This is a genomic window from Proteus sp. fly-1008, from assembly GCF_040140305.1.
GTDB classification, from domain to species: Bacteria; Pseudomonadota; Gammaproteobacteria; order Enterobacterales; family Enterobacteriaceae; genus Proteus; species Proteus vulgaris_B.
Map to the genome: position 1 here is coordinate 72871 of NZ_JBEEWH010000012.1, position 19028 is coordinate 91898.

19 protein-coding genes are annotated in these 19028 nt (G+C 39.5%); 16 read left to right on the forward strand and 3 right to left on the reverse strand.

The features are described from left to right. Positions 1–51: 51 nt before the first annotated feature. Positions 52–1314: an MFS transporter gene (locus tag ABN256_RS16555; RefSeq protein ID WP_196553266.1), complete on the forward strand. Its 1263-nt coding sequence runs from the start codon at positions 52–54 to the stop codon at positions 1312–1314. A gap of 255 nt (positions 1315–1569) precedes the next feature. Continuing rightward, positions 1570–1908 carry a PTS system regulator TmaR gene (gene tmaR, locus ABN256_RS16560; RefSeq protein ID WP_036937771.1) on the forward strand — a complete coding sequence of 113 codons (339 nt, stop codon included), beginning with the start codon at positions 1570–1572 and terminating at the stop codon, positions 1906–1908. A 182-nt stretch (positions 1909–2090) separates the two neighbouring features. On the opposite strand, the gene rne is transcribed toward tmaR, so the two are convergent. Then, entirely contained in the window at positions 2091–5588 is a 3498-nt protein-coding gene (gene rne / locus ABN256_RS16565) for a ribonuclease E (RefSeq protein ID WP_349439779.1), read from the reverse strand. Between the two features lie 531 nt (positions 5589–6119). Here rne and rluC point away from each other — a divergent pair. After that, complete coding sequence (gene rluC / locus ABN256_RS16570; RefSeq protein ID WP_196553264.1) at positions 6120–7073, forward strand: 23S rRNA pseudouridine(955/2504/2580) synthase RluC; 954 nt, start codon at positions 6120–6122, stop codon at positions 7071–7073. 106 nt (positions 7074–7179) lie between these two features. Here the strand turns inward: rluC and ABN256_RS16575 are convergent, their stop codons facing one another. Both ABN256_RS16575 and ABN256_RS16580 read right to left on the reverse strand, forming a co-directional pair. Further along, positions 7180–7575: a hypothetical protein gene (locus ABN256_RS16575; RefSeq protein WP_196553263.1), complete on the reverse strand. Its 396-nt coding sequence runs from the start codon at positions 7573–7575 to the stop codon at positions 7180–7182. Positions 7576–7620: 45 nt separating this feature from the next. Continuing rightward, positions 7621–8220 carry a Maf family protein gene (locus tag ABN256_RS16580; protein ID WP_196553262.1) on the reverse strand — a complete coding sequence of 200 codons (600 nt, stop codon included), beginning with the start codon at positions 8218–8220 and terminating at the stop codon, positions 7621–7623. A 141-nt stretch (positions 8221–8361) separates the two neighbouring features. Here ABN256_RS16580 and yceD point away from each other — a divergent pair, with 141 nt between their 5' ends. The 13 genes from yceD (at position 8362) to ABN256_RS16645 (ending at position 18992) form a co-directional block, all read left to right on the forward strand. Then, positions 8362–8895 (forward strand): 23S rRNA accumulation protein YceD, encoded by a 534-nt coding sequence (yceD, locus tag ABN256_RS16585; protein ID WP_023582576.1) that lies wholly within the window; start codon positions 8362–8364, stop codon positions 8893–8895. A gap of 5 nt (positions 8896–8900) precedes the next feature. Continuing rightward, positions 8901–9071 (forward strand): 50S ribosomal protein L32, encoded by a 171-nt coding sequence (gene rpmF / locus ABN256_RS16590; protein ID WP_006537252.1) that lies wholly within the window; start codon positions 8901–8903, stop codon positions 9069–9071. Positions 9072–9095: 24 nt separating this feature from the next. Beyond that, a complete protein-coding gene (gene plsX, locus ABN256_RS16595; RefSeq protein ID WP_197269343.1) occupies positions 9096–10133 on the forward strand; it encodes a phosphate acyltransferase PlsX in 1038 nt (345 codons plus the stop codon). Between the two features lie 4 nt (positions 10134–10137). Beyond that, a complete protein-coding gene (locus ABN256_RS16600; protein ID WP_109409383.1) occupies positions 10138–11091 on the forward strand; it encodes a beta-ketoacyl-ACP synthase III in 954 nt (317 codons plus the stop codon). A 19-nt stretch (positions 11092–11110) separates the two neighbouring features. Further along, positions 11111–12043: an ACP S-malonyltransferase gene (gene fabD, locus ABN256_RS16605; protein ID WP_196553260.1), complete on the forward strand. Its 933-nt coding sequence runs from the start codon at positions 11111–11113 to the stop codon at positions 12041–12043. Positions 12044–12051: 8 nt separating this feature from the next. Further along, positions 12052–12786 (forward strand): 3-oxoacyl-ACP reductase FabG, encoded by a 735-nt coding sequence (gene fabG / locus ABN256_RS16610; RefSeq protein ID WP_115349522.1) that lies wholly within the window; start codon positions 12052–12054, stop codon positions 12784–12786. A gap of 157 nt (positions 12787–12943) precedes the next feature. Then, positions 12944–13180, forward strand: a complete 237-nt coding sequence (gene acpP / locus ABN256_RS16615; protein WP_004247087.1) for an acyl carrier protein — start codon at positions 12944–12946, stop codon at positions 13178–13180. A 74-nt stretch (positions 13181–13254) separates the two neighbouring features. After that, positions 13255–14496 carry a beta-ketoacyl-ACP synthase II gene (gene fabF / locus ABN256_RS16620; protein ID WP_072069900.1) on the forward strand — a complete coding sequence of 414 codons (1242 nt, stop codon included), beginning with the start codon at positions 13255–13257 and terminating at the stop codon, positions 14494–14496. Positions 14497–14630: 134 nt separating this feature from the next. Next, on the forward strand, positions 14631–15458 hold the full coding sequence (gene pabC, locus ABN256_RS16625) for an aminodeoxychorismate lyase (protein ID WP_349439780.1): 828 nt from the start codon (positions 14631–14633) through the stop codon (positions 15456–15458). 17 nt (positions 15459–15475) lie between these two features. Continuing rightward, positions 15476–16498 (forward strand): endolytic transglycosylase MltG, encoded by a 1023-nt coding sequence (mltG, locus tag ABN256_RS16630; protein ID WP_196553258.1) that lies wholly within the window; start codon positions 15476–15478, stop codon positions 16496–16498. A 2-nt stretch (positions 16499–16500) separates the two neighbouring features. Then, positions 16501–17148 carry a dTMP kinase gene (tmk, locus tag ABN256_RS16635; RefSeq protein WP_196553257.1) on the forward strand — a complete coding sequence of 216 codons (648 nt, stop codon included), beginning with the start codon at positions 16501–16503 and terminating at the stop codon, positions 17146–17148. Next, positions 17145–18128, forward strand: coding sequence for a DNA polymerase III subunit delta' (holB, locus tag ABN256_RS16640; protein WP_196553256.1), 984 nt, complete (start codon positions 17145–17147; stop codon positions 18126–18128). The genes tmk and holB overlap by 4 nt, the downstream gene beginning before the upstream one ends. Before the next feature lie 78 nt (positions 18129–18206). Continuing rightward, positions 18207–18992, forward strand: a complete 786-nt coding sequence (locus ABN256_RS16645; RefSeq protein ID WP_340896053.1) for a metal-dependent hydrolase — start codon at positions 18207–18209, stop codon at positions 18990–18992. Positions 18993–19028: the final 36 nt, after the last annotated feature.

The following is a 19028-nucleotide window of genomic DNA, read 5'->3' on the forward strand; positions in this document are numbered from 1 at the left end:
AAGTTAACGTTAACATTTAGGGGTGGAATGACTTTATAAGGCGCTTAACCAATGAACAAAGACTCAAAAAAATACTATGCGATTTTAAGTGCGCTGTTATTTTTCTTCTTTTTTACCTGGTCTTCATCATTTTCATTAGTTTCTATTTGGCTAAACCAGTATGTTGGGTTAAAGGCGACTGATACCGGATTGATATTCTCTGCAATTTCTCTTATTGCATTATGTGCACAACCTTTATATGGCTTTATTCAGGATAAGTTAGGTCTAAGAAAAAATCTGTTATTAGTAATTGCGATATTACTTATTCTTTCTGGGCCATTTTTTCTTGGTTTTGCTTCAATACTACGTTGGAATATTTTTATTGGTTCCATTTTTGGGGGGTTATATGTAGGTATGACCTTTAATGCAGGTATTGGTGTATTAGAGTCATATACAGAACGTGTGAGTCGTATTCGTGGTTTTGAATATGGTAGGGCGAGAATGTGGGGCTCGCTTGGGTGGGCATCTGCAACATTTGTTGCTGGGCACAATATTAATATCGATCCTAATTATAATTTTGTGATGGCATCTATTTCTGGTGTCGTGTTCTTAATTCTTTTGGCTCTATTAAAAACAGGTAAATCAGACGCATTTAATCAATTAGAGCATGGGAAAACATCAGGTATTACTGTAAAAGACGCACTTAATTTACTTTCATTACCTCGTTTTTGGGCTCTTATTTTATTTGTGATTGGAACCTGTGTATATGGTGTTTATGACCAACAGTTTCCAGTCTTTTTCTCATCACAATTTGCTACTTTACAGCAGGGTAATGAGATGTATGGATATCTAAATTCATTACAAGTGTTCCTAGAGGCTGGTGGTATGTTTATCGCTCCGTTCTTAGTCAATAAAATTGGTGCTAAAAACGGTTTATTGCTAGCTAGTAGCGTTATGGCCACGCGTATTATTGGTTCTGGATTAGTTGAAGGGCCAATCTTGATCTCTTGTATGAAATTATTACATGCCGTTGAGTTACCTATTTTATTAATTTCAATTTTTAAATATAACAGTCAACATTTTGATAAACGTTTATCTTCAACACTCTATTTAGTGGGTTTCCAATGTGTGAGTTCCATTGTTGCAACATTGCTCTCACCATTAGCAGGTTATGGATATGATCATTATGGGTTTGCACCAACTTATATGGTGATGGGCTGTATTGTGATAGGAACAACGCTTCTTTCAGCTGTATTTTTACGCTCAGATTCGAAAGCGTTATTGCCATTTGATAACTTACAACATGGAGATCAAAATAAAGCTCAGCCTGTTTAATCGTGCTCTAATTTATCCTTTGTCGTGTCGATTTTGGCTACCCATGAAAATGTGTAGCCATTTTTTACTCATAAGTAAGTCAACATTTACTCATTAAAAAATGTTGACTATATTTATTAATACAAATAATCCTAATTATTTGTTAATTAAGTGAAATCAATTAAATTTGTAAACTTTGCTTGTTTATTGACACGATTAAGCGATAATCTTAAACAGAACTATTTATCTTAAATATCAATTGTAAAGGTGTAGGAAATGGATAACGCAAACAAGCCGTCTTTCCAAAACGTACTGGAGTTTGTGCGTATGTATCGTCGTAAAAACAAAATCCGTCGTGAGATCACTGACAATGAGAAAAAGATCCGTGATAACCAAAAGCGTGTTCTTTTATTAGACAACTTAAGTGAATATATTAAACCTGGTATGTCTATCGAGGATGTTCTAGGTATTATTGCGAATATGCGTAGTGACTATGACGATCGTGTTGATGATTATATTATTAAAAATGCAGATCTGTCTAAAGAACGCCGTGAGCTTTCTAAACAGTTAAAAGCGATGGGTGAAATTAAAAATCTTCCTGATCTAAAAGACTGATTATTTTACTAAGAATAAGAAATTAAAGGCCTCTGAATTGAATATTCAGGGGCTTTTTTTATCTTATTTGAGGTTAAGTACATTAAGTTAATTTGCTAATAGTTATCCAAAAAAAGAACCCACTAAAAAGTGGGTTCTCAATTTAAAGGTATTATCAAGATATTCTTAATAACACTTTATTATTAGTTTTGACTTTCAGCTTTAGTCATTACTGATGAAGCTTGGTTGGTTGAACAATGCCCACCTGCACCAGTACGGCCTTTTTTATCAAAAGCAGGGCGAGTTTCCCATGCTTTGATTTCAATTGCGACAGTAGGTTCATCAGATGCTGGCGCTTTTGTCATTGGTGCGCTTGCATGAAGTTGGCGTACTACAGGCTCTTGACGAATAATAACAGCTGTAGGTTTACTTTCTTTTACTGGTACTGGCTCTACTGCAGGCGTTACACTTTCACTCTCTTCAGGCTGACTTTCAATAGCCGTTTCAACGACAGGCTCAACAGCTGTTTCAACAATAGCTTCAGCATCATTTTCTTTGTGTTGCTCTGCTATTTCTTCGGTTGTAACTGAAGTAGCAATAGGTTGAGGTTCAGGAGTAGATGTTTCACTTACTTCTCGTTCTATTGGTGCAATGACTTCTTGTGTAACGTTTTCAGCCTCTGCGTCTGTTTCTACTTGCTGTGAAGCTTCATGCATATAAGCTTCAGTTGTGTTTAATACCGCAGAAATGTTTTCTTTACGAGTGACATGTTCTTCGGTATTCACATCATCGATAACGTTGTTGACAACACTTTCTTCAACTTGATTCTCAATGCTATTTGCTTCTGCCGGTGCTGATTGTGGCTCTACTGCAATAATCTCAGCAACAGCTTCAGTGGTTGATTCAGAGCTAACAGTCACAGTATAGGTTGATTCTGCTGTGTCTGCTTGTTCCACTTTTGCAACAATAGCTTCTGAAACCGCCGGTGCGATAGCAACCATTTGAGGATCTGCATGAGTAATAATGTTCTTTTCAACGATATTGTTATTATTTTCAACACTATTCTCAATAAATGGAGCATCACTGACTGGTGTTACAGGGTAACGAATAAATACTTTACCAGAAGCAAGCTCAGGTGATGCAACTGCCATTGTAAGTGGCATTGGTGACACTGTTAATGTACGTTCATCACGATAACGACGGCGACGTTGACCACTTACACGTAAATGACGAGGTGAACGACGAGAACGACGAGGCATGACATTTTCTTGCCCGTTGTTATCTTCATTTTTATTATCATCTTGTGCTTTTGGTGCTACATCAGATAAGGCTTTTACTGGTTGTGCTTCATTTGTTTCAACTTTTACAACAGCATCGGCTTTAGGTGCTGTTTTTTCCGTTGGAGCAACTTTAGCTGGTGCGATAGCTACAGGAGGTTCTGAGGTTGCCTTTTCTGTTGTTGCAACAGTTGCAACAGGAGCAATGGTTAATGTTGTATCGCTGTCGGTTACACGCACAGATTGCGTTAATTGGCGACGATTACGACGTTGCATAGCAGGGCGACGAGGTTCTTCTTTCTTCTCATCAGCACTGTCTTTTCCAGTCGTATCATTTTCGCTAAGTGCAACTTGTGCTTTCGCGGCTTCTTGTTGCTGTTGACGTTTTTCTTCTTGGCGACGACGTTGCTCTGCGCGTTGTTCGCGACGTTGTTGGCGACGCGCTTCGCGTTCTGCAATCTCTTGCTCACTACTCACTTCAGTTGTTGGAGCTGTTTGTGGTTTTTGATTGCGATTCTTGCGGTTGTCTTCGTTATTCGTGTTATCACGATTACGATCGTTATCGCGGTCACGGCGATTGTTGTTACGTCGATTGTTATTATTACGACGCTCACGACGATTGTCTGTGTTCTCTTTCTTGGTTTCCTGTGGTTTTTCTTGTGTTACCGCAGGCTCTGGCTCACTACCAAATAAGTTAGAGAAGAATTTTGCAACTGAGGCAAAGAAGCCAGTACCTTGGGCTTGTTCTGATTTAACTGGCTTAGCTTGAGGTTGAGGTGCTTTTTTACTTTTCGTCGTCGTTTCTGGAGTGTTTTCTTCTTGCAATCCAAAGGCTGAAATTGCAGGTTGCTCAGGCACTTTACGCTCTGTGACAACATCGTCTTCAGCTTCATTTAACTGACTTTCATGAAATTGCGCTAAGTTGTAACTTAGAGACGTAATTTCTTCGCCCTTACGCACTCGAATAACAGAAAAATGAGGAGTTTGCATTTGGTCATTAGGTACAATAACCACTTTAACGTTAGATTGACGTAGTTCAATATCTGTTACGGCTTTACGTTTTTCGTTAAGCAAATAAGAGGCAATTTGAACAGGGACAATTGCATGTACTTCATGGGTATTTTCTTTCAGTGCTTCTTCTTCAATTAGACGTAACACAGAAAGAGATAATGATTCGTTATCACGAATAGTACCAGTGCCTAAGCAACGAGGACAAACGTGATGGCTTGATTCACCTAATGAAGGACTTAAGCGTTGACGAGACATCTCTAATAAGCCAAAGCGAGAGATGCGTCCAATTTGAATACGAGCACGATCTTGGCGTACAGCCTCGCGCATTCTATTCTCAACTTCACGTTGATGACGCACTGGCGTCATGTCGATAAAGTCGATAACAATTAAACCACCGAGGTCACGTAAACGTAATTGACGTGCAATTTCGTCAGCGGCTTCTAAGTTAGTATTGAATGCAGTTTCTTCGATATCACCACCACGCGTTGAACGAGAAGAGTTAATATCAATTGCTGTTAATGCTTCAGTGGTATCAATAACTAATGCACCACCGGAAGGTAGGCGAACTTCACGTTGAAATGCAGATTCAATTTGTGATTCAATTTGATAATGGCTAAATAATGGAACAGCGCCAGTATAATGACGAATTTTGCTGGCAAAATCACCACGACCAATCGCTTCGATATGGCTACGAGCCATTTCAACAACTTTTGCGTTATCAATTAAGATTTCACCAATATCAGGACGTAAATAGTCGCGGAATGCGCGAACGATTACGTTACTTTCCTGATGGATTAAGAAAGGAGCGGGGCGATTCTCTGCTGCTTTTTTAATGGCATCCCAATGTCTTAGGCGATAGCTTAAATCTTGTTGTAGTGCTTCAGCCGATTTACCGACACCCGCAGTACGTACAATCAGACCCATACCATCTGGAATTTCAAGACTTGATAAGGCTTCTTTGAGTTCTGTACGGTCTTCACCTTCGATACGGCGAGAAATACCACCTGCACGAGGATTATTTGGCATTAATACCAAATAGCTTCCTGCAAGGCTGATAAAAGTGGTTAATGCAGCACCTTTATTACCACGCTCTTCTTTATCTACTTGAACAATAACTTCCTGACCTTCTTTCAAGACATCTTTGATGTTAGGACGGCCATGGGAGTGATAATTGCTAGGAAAGTATTCGCGGGCTATTTCTTTAATAGGAAGGAAACCGTGGCGTTCCGCACCATAATCAACAAAAGCTGCTTCTAGGCTGGGTTCAATTCGAGTGATTTTACCTTTATAGATATTCGCTTTTTTCTGTTCATGACCGGGGCTTTCGATATCCAGATCGTACAAGCGTTGCCCATCCACAAGGGCAACACGCAACTCTTCCTGTTGAGTCGCGTTAATTAACATTCTTTTCATATTGTGACTTACTCGTTATTTTCACGTTTTATAATGTGCCACTAACATACGTAATTACACTATTGATAACCGATGACCTCGTGTCTTTTACAAATGCGTCAACCTCACGGTTGTCGATTGTATAGAGGTGCAATATCTCGGTGAGTCTGATTTTTAGTTCAAAAATTCAGCACTCTTTAATTGAACACAATGTTTCAACTCAATAAGCGATGTATTTGTGGCATACTAAATTGTTTGATTTTCGACTATGTCTTACGCCATTGCTGCATTTTGAAAATCAAACAAACAAAATTTTCATAAATATACCTGATAAACATAATCAGGAGAGTCTGCATTATTCCATTGGTGTTAGGGTTATAGCAAGATGACTTTTCCGCTTTGGTGACTTTTTCTGTATAAATATGAGAGATTAGCTAATGTTTCGTCTTTTTCCCATTATTCAGGTTAAAATAGACGACAGAATTGATGTTATTTTGTGCACCACAAAGTTGTTTGTTATTTTTATTTTAAGAGAGCCAAAGAATCGCCACTATGAAATCATTTAATCAAGTTCAGTTCGTCACCATTGATGGCGATGAAGCAGGCCAGCGTATCGATAATTTTCTACTGGCACGCTTAAAAGGTGTACCAAAGAGTATGATTTACCGAATTATCCGTAAAGGGGAAGTTCGAGTCAATAAAGGGCGAATTAAACCTGAATATAAATTAAATGCAGGTGACAGTATTCGTATTCCACCGGTGAGAGTAGCAGAAAAAGAAGAAATTGCTGTATCACCAAAATTAGACAAAGTTTCTGCATTAGCTAATTGTATTTTATATGAAGATGAACATTTAATGTTGATTAATAAACCATCAGGTACAGCAGTGCATGGTGGCAGTGGTTTAAGCTTTGGTGTTATTGAAGGCTTGCGTGCATTACGCCCAGAAGCTCGCTTTTTAGAGCTTGTTCATCGCCTTGATAGAGATACTTCCGGTGTATTGTTAATTGCAAAAAAACGTTCAGCACTACGTGCATTACATGAGCAATTACGTTTAAAACAGATGCAAAAAGATTATTTGGCATTAGTTCGTGGTCAGTGGCAATCACACACTAAAGTGATACAAGCACCGTTATTGAAAAATATTCTTCAAAGTGGTGAACGTGTAGTAAAAGTGAGTAATGAAGGGAAGCCTTCAGAGACACGTTTTAAAGTGGAAGAGCGTTTTGAGTTTGCTACTCTGGTGAAAGCAAGCCCTGTTACCGGAAGAACACACCAAATCCGTGTACATACATTACATGCAGGTCATCCTATTGCTTTTGATGATCGTTATGGTGATCGTGATTTTGATGCGCAATTGGTTGGAACAAAGCTTAATCGTTTATTTTTACATGCAAGTTCTTTGACATTCACTCATCCTTCAACGGGTGAACAGATGCGAATTGAAGCACCAATGGATAATACATTACGCCATTGTTTGCAGGTGTTACGTAGTCAAAAATCTTAGGTCTGAAAATTCTTATTTCGACAGAAAATCCGAACGCTCAATGCGCCCAGTTAGCTGGGCGTATTTTTTGCTAACATTATGTAAAATCGTTAATTTAAAAATACCATTAACTTTCTACTTTTGTCATACATTGCTCAACAATGTTATCAATATCCCACTCTTTAGGCAGTGATTTTGAACCATTTTTGCGCATTTCCATATCAACACGAATAAATTCGGTAATACCGTAATTTTTAATGATGCTGTCGTAGGTGCACTCGCACACTTCTGTAATTTGAGGAATGAGTGCATCATCAGTAATACCTGATCCTAATATGCAACTACTGACAAAATTCTTTTTGAATGAGGATGTGCTGTCATCTTTTTTATTTGAAATTACACTGTCTTGGACAGTATTGGCCACATTAGTCGTTTTGGCTATTTCTGAGTCTTTTTCATCGGAACAACCTACTAATGCTGTTGCCATCACTAACGCTATCAAGACGGATGTTAGTTTATTCATAATACGTTTTATCGCTACATAAGATTAAAAATAAGATGATCGGGTTTATTTTTGATCATCAGAGAATAATATTGGGTTTATTCTTTGCGAGAGTAACATTTTATTCAATCGGATAAGTGGTAAACCAATTAAAGAATTTGGATCATTGCCTTCCATTTTATCAAAAAGAGTAATACCTAACCCTTCAGACTTAAAACTTCCCGCACAATTGAACGGCATTTCTTTATTTAAATAATGGGTAATTTCATCATCAGTTAGATGGCGAAAGTATACTTGAAATAATTCACAATGTGTTTGATGTTCTAAAGTTAAACTATTGTATACTGTTAATCCGGTATAAAACGACACACATTGTCCTGAAGCTTGTTTTAATTGTGCGAAAGCATTATCAAAATTATGGGGCTTACCTGTGATTTTTTTATTTAACACACAAACTTGATCAGAGCCAATAATAAGGTGATGTGGAAATTTTACTTGTAAAGCGCTAGCTTTTTCATAGGATAAGCGAGTGACAAGATCTTGAGCACATTCAGTGGGCTTCGGGGTTTCGTCAATATCGGGAGATGCCTGTATAAAGGGCATTCCAAGCTTTTTCAGCAACTGAGCTCGAAAGGGTGAAGTAGACGCAAGAACGAGTGGCAACATATTTTTTTTAAAATCCGTAGCAAAATGATGCCTGACATTCTAAACTATGCGCCGCTGATAAAGCGAATTTTGGTGGAAAGGTGTAGATAACCCGCCTTTTTCTTTGACTATATTCCATTACAAAGATAATATGCGCGCCTTATGCAAAAGGTAAAATTACCCCTGACCATTGATGCGCTGCGAGCAGCTCAGAAGAATTTAGACTATGACGGTCATTATTCTCCAGAGCAAGTAAGCCGCTTAGCTGAATCGGTGGTCAGTGTGGACAGTAATATTGATGTGGCTTTATCATTTGATATTGACCATCAACGTCTTGCCGTGATTAAAGGACATTCCGATGTGGATGTCACTTTAGAATGTCAACGTTGTGGTGGCCATTTTCCTTATCATGTTCACGCAACATATTGTTTTAGCCCTGTTGTCAGTGATGAACGGGCCGAGACATTACCGGAAGAATATGAACCAGTTTATGTAAACGAATTTGGTGAAATAGATTTGCTGGCGATGATTGAAGATGAAATAATCCTCAACTTGCCGGTGGTTCCGGTACATGATTTTGAACACTGTGAAGTGTCCGACGCGGATATGGTGTTTGGTGAACTCCCTGAAGAATTATCAGAGAAACCAAATCCATTTGCCGTATTAGCCAGTTTAAAGAAAAGTACTAAGGAGTAAGGTCAATGGCCGTACAACAAAACAAACCAACTCGTTCTAAACGCGGTATGCGTCGTTCTCATGACGCGCTGACAGTAACTCAAGTTTCAGTTGACAAAACTTCTGGTGAAACTCACCTGCGTCACCATGTAACTGCTGACGGTTACTACCGTGGTCGCAAGGTTATCAACAAGTAATTAGCTTTATAGCTCGTTGATACCTTGACAAATCTAACCATAGCGTTAGATGCGATGGGCGGGGACTTCGGTCCTCGCATCACAGTGCCTGCTTGTTTGCGGGCGCTGGCATCTAATCCTCATTTAAAAATATTGCTGGTAGGTCAACCAGACGCTATCTCTCCTCTGCTTGCAGATCAAAATGCTGAGCTAATCTCCCGTTTACATGTTATACCCGCAGAACATATTGTCGCCAATGATGCTAAACCTTCACACGGTATTAGAGCCAGTAAAGGTACATCAATGCGAGTGGCACTTGATCTCGTGAAAACAGGCGAAGCACAAGCATGTGTAAGTGCTGGTAATACTGGCGTATTAATGGGATTAGCAAAACTGCGACTTAATGCTATTGATGGAATTGAACGTCCTGCACTGGTTTCAGTATTACCCAACCAGAAAAAAAGTAAGACTGTCGTTCTGGATTTAGGTGCTAACGTTAATTGTGATAGTCAAATGTTAGTACAGTTTGCCGTAATGGGCGCAGTGATGGCCGAAGAAATTGCAGGGATTAGTTCACCTAAAGTAGCACTTTTGAATATTGGTGAAGAAGAGAGCAAAGGATTAGATAATATCCGCGAAGCCGCTACAGTATTAAAGTCAACACCTAATATCAATTATATTGGTTATGTTGAAGGTAATGAATTACTGACAGGCAAAACAGATGTATTGGTGTGTGACGGCTTCGCAGGTAATGTCTCCCTTAAAACGATGGAAGGAGTTATTCGAGTTTTCCTTTCATTGATTAAATCTTCTACTACTGAAAATAAAAAAACGTCGTGGTGGATGAAAATATTGAAGAAATGGTTACAAAAACGGCTAATTAAGCGTTTTGGACACATGAACCCCGACCAGTATAACGGTGCTTCTCTGTTAGGATTACGCGGTATCGTCATTAAGAGCCATGGTGGCGCAAATGAAAGCGCGTTTACAGCAGCAATAGAACAGGCTGTTCATGCCGTTGAGCGAAAAATCCCAGAACGGATCGCTTCTCGACTGACAACAGTATTACCCAAGAGCGATTGATAGAATGTATACAAAAATCTTAGGTACTGGTAGTTACTTGCCTGTACAAGTGCGAACTAATGCCGATTTAGAAAAAATGGTTGAAACATCTGACGAATGGATTGTTACCCGAACAGGTATTAATGAACGTCGGATTGCAACAGAAGAAGAAACTGTTGCTGTGATGGGCGCAGGTGCGGCTGAAAAAGCACTAGAAATGTCTGGTATTGATAAACAAGATATTGGATTGATTGTTGTTGCCACAACATCAGGCTCACATGCATTTCCAAGCGCAGCATGTCAGATTCAAAATGCGTTAGGCATCAATGATTGCATCGCTTTTGACGTTGCAGCCGCATGTTCTGGCTTTGTTTATGCATTAAGCATTGCTGATCAATTTATTAAAGCAGGTTCTGTTAAACATGCTCTTGTGATCGGTGCTGATAGATTATCCCATGCGTTAGATCCTAACGATCGTGGCACCATTATTTTATTTGGTGATGCGGCAGGTGCGGCAGTTGTGGGAGCGTCAGAAGACGAAGGTATTATTTCTACACATTTACACTCTGATGGGCGTTTTGGTGATTTATTAGCATTACCTTATCAGCGTAAAGAAAATGAAGATTTACCTGCTTACGTTACAATGGCAGGAAATGAAGTATTTAAAGTCGCAGTTCGTGAACTTGCCCACATTGTGGATGAGACACTCGAAGCTAACAATATTGATAAATCTGAACTGGACTGGCTTGTGCCTCATCAGGCAAATTTAAGAATTATTTCAGCGACAGCGAAAAAGCTGGATATGACAATGGATAAAGTAGTGGTGACATTAGATCGCCACGGCAATACGTCAGCAGCATCAGTCCCAACAGCATTAGATGAAGCTGTAAGAGACAATCGCATTCAACGTGGTCAGTTAATCTTGCTGGAAGCGTTTGGTGGCGGTTTTACTTGGGGTTCTGCACTTATCCGTTTTTAATATTATCAGGAAAATAAACATGACTGATTTTGCAATGGTTTTCCCTGGACAGGGATCGCAAACTGTTGGAATGCTTGCAGAACTTGCAGAGCAATATCCGATAGTGACTGAAACATTTGCTCAAGCATCTGATGTATTGGGTTACTCTCTGTGGGATTTAGTTCAAAATGGCCCAGAAGAAGAGTTAAACAAAACATGGAAGACACAGCCAGCATTATTAGCAGCATCCGTTGCTGTTTGGCGTGTGTGGCAAGAAAAACAAGGCAAAATGCCACAAATGATGGCAGGTCACAGTCTTGGTGAGTATTCTGCTTTAGTGTGTGCAGGTGTTATTGATTTCGCCGCCGCCATTAAATTAGTAGAATTGCGCGGTCAATTGATGCAAGAAGCTGTACCTGCAGGTACAGGTGCAATGTATGCGATTATCGGTTTAGATAACGATGCTATTGCAAAAGCATGTGAAGAAGCTGCTCAAGGGCAAGTTGTTTCACCTGTAAACTTTAATTCACCAGGCCAAGTTGTTATCGCAGGTAACAAAGAGGCAGTAGAGCGTGCTGGTGTTTTATGTAAAGAAGCTGGCGCTAAACGTGCATTGCCATTAGCGGTAAGTGTGCCTTCGCATTGTGCTTTAATGAAACCAGCCGCTGATAAGCTTGCAATTGCATTACAAGAAATTGAATTTAAACAACCTGAAATTCAGGTCGTTAATAACGTTGATGTGAAAGCGCAAACTGATGCGAATGCTATCCGTGATGCGTTAGTTCGCCAGCTGTATAACCCAGTTCGTTGGACTGAAACGGTTGAACTTATCGCCGAAAAAGGCATCACACAACTATTAGAAATCGGTCCAGGAAAAGTATTAACTGGTTTAACTAAACGTATTTCTAAAGAAATGAACGCTGCAGCAGTTAATGATATTGCGTCATTAGATGTTGCATTAGGAAATGACTGAGGGATCTCATGGGATTTGACGGAAAAATAGCGCTAGTTACTGGTGCAAGCCGTGGCATTGGCCGTGCGATTGCAGAGGATTTAGTTGCGCGCGGTGCGACCGTAATTGGTACTGCAACGAGTGAAAACGGTGCGCAAGCTATCAGCGAATATTTAAGCGATAAAGGTAAGGGTTTTGTGTTAAATGTCACAGAAAACGACTCTATCGAAAAATTTTTAGCTGAAGTGCGTGCTGAATTTGGCGAAATTGATATTTTGGTCAATAATGCAGGTATTACTCGTGATAACCTGTTGATGCGCATGAAAGATGATGAGTGGCAAGATATCATCAACACAAATCTTTCATCAGTCTTCCGTCTGTCTAAAGCTGTTATGCGTGCTATGATGAAAAAACGTTATGGTCGTATAATTACCATTGGTTCTGTTGTTGGAACCATGGGTAACGCAGGACAGGCAAACTACGCGGCGGCAAAAGCGGGTGTGATTGGTTTTAGTAAATCATTAGCACGCGAAGTTGCTTCCCGAGGCATTACGGTAAATGTTGTTGCACCTGGTTTTATCGAAACTGATATGACAAGAGCATTAACAGATGACCAAAGAGCAGGTATTTTATCTCAAGTTCCTGCTAACCGTTTAGGTGATGCCAAAGAGATTGCCAGTGCTGTAGCTTTCTTAGCTTCTGATGAAGCGAGCTATATCACGGGTGAAACATTGCATGTCAATGGTGGCATGTACATGATCTAATTATGGGGACGTCTTTATATTTGCTTTTTGCGTACAATATAATGCAAAATATAGCGAATAAAGTAGTCCACACAGTCGGGATTGGTTAGATCTTTTCCTGTATTTATAAACTAAGAAAATCATCGCGCAAGCGAGTTTTGATAGGAAATTTAATAGTATGAGCACTATCGACGAACGCGTTAAGAAAATCATTGTTGAACAACTGGGTGTTAAAGAGGAAGAAGTTGTAAATTCAGCTTCATTTGTTGATGACTTAGGCGCTGATTCTCTTGACACAGTTGAGCTGGTAATGGCTCTGGAAGAAGAATTCGATATCGAAATCCCAGACGAAGAAGCAGAAAAAATTACTACAGTTCAAGCTGCTATTGATTACGTTGAAAACGCAGGTAAATAAGCTTGCTAATCTAGGCGGTCACTCGACCGCCTATATTTTTAATCCTAAACTTTTTCCCTCCTTGGAGGATAAGCGTGTCTAAGCGTCGTGTAGTTGTGACCGGACTAGGCATGTTATCTCCTGTCGGTAATAACGCAACAGCTTCTTGGGAAGCCGTGTGTGCCGGACAGAGTGGTATCGGCCTTATCGAAGATTTTGACACCAGTCATCATGCGACTAAATTCGCAGGATTGGTAAAAGATTTCAATCATGAAGATTATAATCTTTCGCGTAAAGACGCGCGCAAGATGGATCTTTTCATTCAATATGGTATTGCGGCAGGTGTGCAAGCCATTGCGGATTCAGGTCTTGAAGTAACAGAAGCCAATGCAAGTCGTATCGGAGCTGCTATTGGTTCTGGTATTGGTGGCTTAGGCCTTATCGAAGAAAACCATACGTCAATGACAAATGGTGGCCCTCGTAAAATTAGCCCATTCTTTGTACCTTCAACCATCATTAACATGGTTGCAGGACATTTAAGCATTATGTATGGTCTTCGTGGCCCTACAATCTCTATTGCAACAGCATGTACATCAGGTGTCCATAATATTGGTCACGCTGCACGTATTATTGCTTATGGCGATGCAGATGCAATGCTCGCAGGTGGTGCCGAAAAAGCAACTACTCCATTAGGTTTAGGTGGCTTTGGTGCAGTTCGTGCATTATCAACACGGAACGATAACCCTCAAGCGGCTAGCCGTCCGTGGGATAAAGATCGTGATGGTTTCGTGTTAGGTGATGGCGCGGGTGTTCTTGTTCTTGAAGAATACGAACACGCTAAAAAACGTGGCGCTAAAATCTATGCTGAAGTGGTAGGTTTTGGTATGAGCAGCGATGCTTATCACATGACTTCACCAGCAGAAAATGGCGAAGGCGGTGCGCTAGCGATGACAAACGCACTAAAAGATGCGGGTATTGATGCATCTCAAGTGGGGTATATCAACGCACATGGTACATCAACGAATGCGGGTGATGTTGCTGAAGCACAAGCAGTAGAAAACGTATTTGGTAAAGGCACAGATGTATTAGTTAGCTCAACAAAATCTATGACAGGCCATTTATTAGGCGCTGCTGGAGCTATTGAGTCTATCTTTACTATTCTTTCGCTACGTGATCAAATCGTACCTCCAACAATTAACCTTGATAATCAAGACGAAAATTGTCATCTTGATTTTGTTCCACATAAAGCACGTAAAGTTGAGAACATGGAATATGCTCTGTGTAACTCATTTGGCTTTGGTGGCACTAATGGTTCAATTCTCTTTAAGCGCGTTTAAACCGTTTTTTGCAGAAAGTTGAAATATACTTAAAGACCCAGGATTATTCTGGGTCTTTTATTTTTGTCCTTTTACTGCCAGTTGTTTTATCATGTGCAGATTGATATCAATAACATAGATTTAGGATGTGTTAGATGCATTGGGTAAATGGACAACAGCAACAAAATGTAGATGCAAGTGACAGAGCAGTACAGTTTGGCGATGGCTGTTTTACTACCCTAGCAATAGAGCAGGGCAAGCCTTCCATGCTATCCGCACACCTTAATCGTTTAAAACAAGGCTGTGAGGCACTTTTTCTACCTCATCCAAATTGGCCTGATTTAAAAAAGCACATTATAGATATCGCTTCTGACACTCAAGCGAAAGGTGTTATTAAAATTATTATTAGTCGTGGTTGTGGTGGCCGTGGTTATTCTTCAAATGGATTTATTACGCCAACAGTTATAACCTCATTGTCATCCTATCCTACCCATTATTCCCACCAGCAAACTGAAGGTATATCTCTGGCGATCAGTCCTGTTACTTTAGGAAAAAACCCACAATTGGCGGGAATTAAGCACCTAAATCGTTTAGAGCAGGTTCTTATTAAGCACCATTTAGAAAAAACAGAATTTGATGATGTTTTAGTATGTGATAATGAAGGATATTTAGTTGAAGCAAATGCGGCAAATCTTTTTTGGCGTAAAGGGAATACACTTTTCACACCGGATCTGACGGATTCTGGTGTAAATGGCATTATGCGCCAATCAATTATTCAATTAGCACAAAAATTGAATTGGAAAATTGTTATTGTGAGAGAGAAGCCGGAAACGCTTTATCAAGCAGATGAAGTTTGGTTAACAAATAGCTTAATGCCTGTACTTCCTGTTTCAAGTATCACTTTCTCGGATGATAAGTGCTATCAGTATTCGAGTAGAGAGTATTATCATGTTGTTTTACAACACAGTTTGTCACTTAAATAGAATTTGATGAGTTATAAATGAAGATAAAAAAAATAGTATGGATAGTTTTTTTTGCCTTATTAATTAGTATTGGTGCAATTGCGTTGTATATGATGCAACATATTCGTGGCTTAGAAGAAAATGTTGTTATAAAGCAAGATGAAATGTTACTCACCGTACCAGCAGGAACAGGGCGCGTAGCCATGGAACAACTGCTAATAAAAAATAATCTACTTAACCAAGGCGATTATTTTCAAATTTTGCTAAAAGTAAAACCAGAGCTTAGCCAATTTAAAGCAGGTACATATCGTTTAACAAAAGGTATGTCTTTGCGTGATGTTTTATTATTGATCAAAAGTGGTAAAGAGGCTCAATTTACGATCCGTTTTATTGAAGGTAGTCGTTTACAAGACTGGCAATCTATTTTTGAACAAGCTCCGCAACTTATGACTGTCGCACATACAATGGATAGCGATAAATTACGTGAAGAAATAGGAATAAAACCTGAAATTACTAACCTAGAAGGTTGGTTTGCACCAGATACATACCATTACACGGCAGGTACAACAGATGTCGCAATTTTAAAGCGCGCCTACCAACAAATGGAAAAAACATTAGAAGAAGAGTGGATTAAACGCGATAGTGACCTACCGTATAAATCGGCTTATGAAATGCTTATCATGGCATCAATTATTGAAAAAGAGACGGGGATTGATGCAGAAAGAACAAAAGTCGCGTCGGTATTTATTAATCGACTAAAAACAAATATGAGATTACAGACCGATCCTACCGTGATTTATGGCTTAGGTGATAAATACAGAGGTACAATTTATCGCAGTGATTTAAATGGTTATACCCCTTATAACACGTATCAAATCGATGGATTGCCACCAACACCAATTGCGATGCCTAGTGTTGCTTCAATCAGAGCCGCTGCACATCCAGCGGATACACGTTATCTCTATTTTGTTGCGGATGGAACGGGTGGTCATAAATTTTCAACCACACTTAATGAACATAATAAAGCTGTCGCACAATATCGACGCTTACAACAAAGATAATTATGAATAACAGTAAATTTATTGTAATTGAAGGATTAGAAGGCGCTGGAAAAACGAGCGCAATTCAAACCGTTATTAATACGTTAAAAGAAAAAGACATCACCAACTTAGCATTTACCCGAGAACCGGGAGGCACCCCACTTGCTGAAAAATTACGAGAGCTTATTAAACAAGGCATTGAGGGTGAGAAAGTTACCGATAAAGCGGAACTGTTAATGCTATATGCAGCACGTGTTCAGCTCGTTGAAAACGTGATAAAACCAGCGTTAGCCGAAGGTAAATGGGTGATTGGCGATAGACACGATCTTTCTTCACAAGCCTATCAAGGCGGTGGTCGTGGCTTAGATAAAGATCTTATGCTGTCACTTCGCAATACGGTTCTTGGTGATTTTCGCCCAGACTTAACGTTATATCTTGATTTAGATCCAGCTATAGGGCTTGCAAGAGCACGCGCTAGAGGTGAATTAGACCGAATTGAAAAAGAGTCAATGGACTTTTTTTATCGCACACGTGAACGTTATCAGGCATTAACCAAAGGTGATGACTCTATTATTACAATAGATGCATCTCAAACTATCGATAAAGTTCAAGCGGATATTCGCCAAGCACTCACTACATGGTTAGTCCAGCAGGAAAATAAAGTATTATGAATTGGTATCCTTGGCTAAATCAGGCATATCGGCAACTTATTAGCATGTATCAAGAAGGGCGTGGTCATCATGCTTTGCTTTTACATGCGACCGAAGGAATGGGAGCAGATGCTCTCTCTTATGGATTAAGCCGTTGGTTAATGTGTCAGAATAAACAGGGATTAAAAAGCTGTAATGAGTGCCATAGTTGCCGCTTGATGCTTGCCGAAACACATCCTGATTGGCATCTTTTGCAAAATGAAAAGGGCAAGACATCTATTGGCGTAGAAGCCGTTAGAAAAGTGACAGAAAAACTGGAACAACATGCTCAGCAAAGCGGTGCAAGAGTTGTTTGGATCAAAGAGGTTGAAGCCTTAACTGAGGCTGCGGCAAATGCATTACTCAAAACGTTAGAAGAGCCTCCTAAAAATACGTATTTTTTACTTAATTGCCAGCAACCTGAAGTTTTGTTAGCTACATTGCGTAGCCGCTGTTTTTATTACCATTTAGCCTCGCCTGATCATCAGCACGCTACCCATTGGATACAACAGCAGTTGCCGAATGTCTCTTACGCTAATAGTGTAACTGCGTTAAATTTGTCACAGAATGCACCAATAGCGGCACTTTCATTATTGAAAGATGAATGGCAAGAAAGAGAAACTTTTTGCCAAGCGTTATATTCAAGTTTACAACGGCATGATTTATTTGGGTTTCTTCCACAGCTAAATCAAGATAATGTAGATCGTCGCTTGTATTGGTTGTTATCGCTTTTACTCGATGCATTAAAGTATCAAACAAATGCACAAGCTTATTGTATCAACCAAGATCAACAACCTTTAATTATGGCGTTATCACAATCGCCTTCAAATATTGTGTTAGCCATTATTGATGGATGGAAACAGTGTCGTTATCAGCTAATGACCATTCCAGCCTTAAATAAAGAGTTATTACTAGCAGAACAGTTACTAGATTGGGAAAATCAGTTAGTAACACAACATTAATTAGCAACATAAAATTAATTGTGATCTAGCCGTAATAAAAAACACCTATAAGTCATACCAGATAAATGAGAGTACGTTATGTTTTTAGTTGATTCACACTGCCATCTCGACAGCTTAGATTATGAAAAACTACATGAAAATATTGATGATGTTGTCGAAAAAGCACAGCAGCGTGATGTTCAATATATGTTAGCTGTAGCAACAACTTTGCCAGGTTTCAAAAATATGCGTGAACTTATCGGCAAACGTGACAATATTGCATTCTCTTGTGGTATTCATCCCTTGAATTTAGACGAAGGCTACGATGTTGAAGAATTAACGCGCTTAGCTGCTGCACCTGATGTTGTGGCTTTAGGTGAAACAGGTCTGGATTACTATTACCAACAAGAAAATGCAGCATTACAACGTGAAATTTTCCGTGAGCATATCCGTATTGGCAGACAAGTTAACAAACCCGTTATCGTGCATACACGTAGCGCACGTGAAGATACGTTATCGATTTTAAAAGAAGAGAATGTGCAAGATTGTGGTGGTGTATTGCATTGCTTTACTGAAGATAAAGAAACGGCAACAGCATTGCTCGACCTTGGAATGTATATCTCTTTTTCAGGTATTGTGACATTTAGAAATGCGGAACAAATTAGAGAAGCTGCACGTATTGTTCCTCTTGATAGAATTTTAGTTGAAACAGATTCCCCATATTTAGCGCCAGTTCCTCATCGCGGCAAAGAAAATCAACCCGCTTATGTTCGTGACGTTGCAGAATATATGGCTGTATTAAAAGGGGTGAGTGTCGAGGAGTTAGCACAACAAACAACGCGCAATTTTGCTAAGCTCTTTCATATTCAAAACTTACCTGCTTAATTGAATTAATCAGGAATTAAAATAAATAATAAGGTG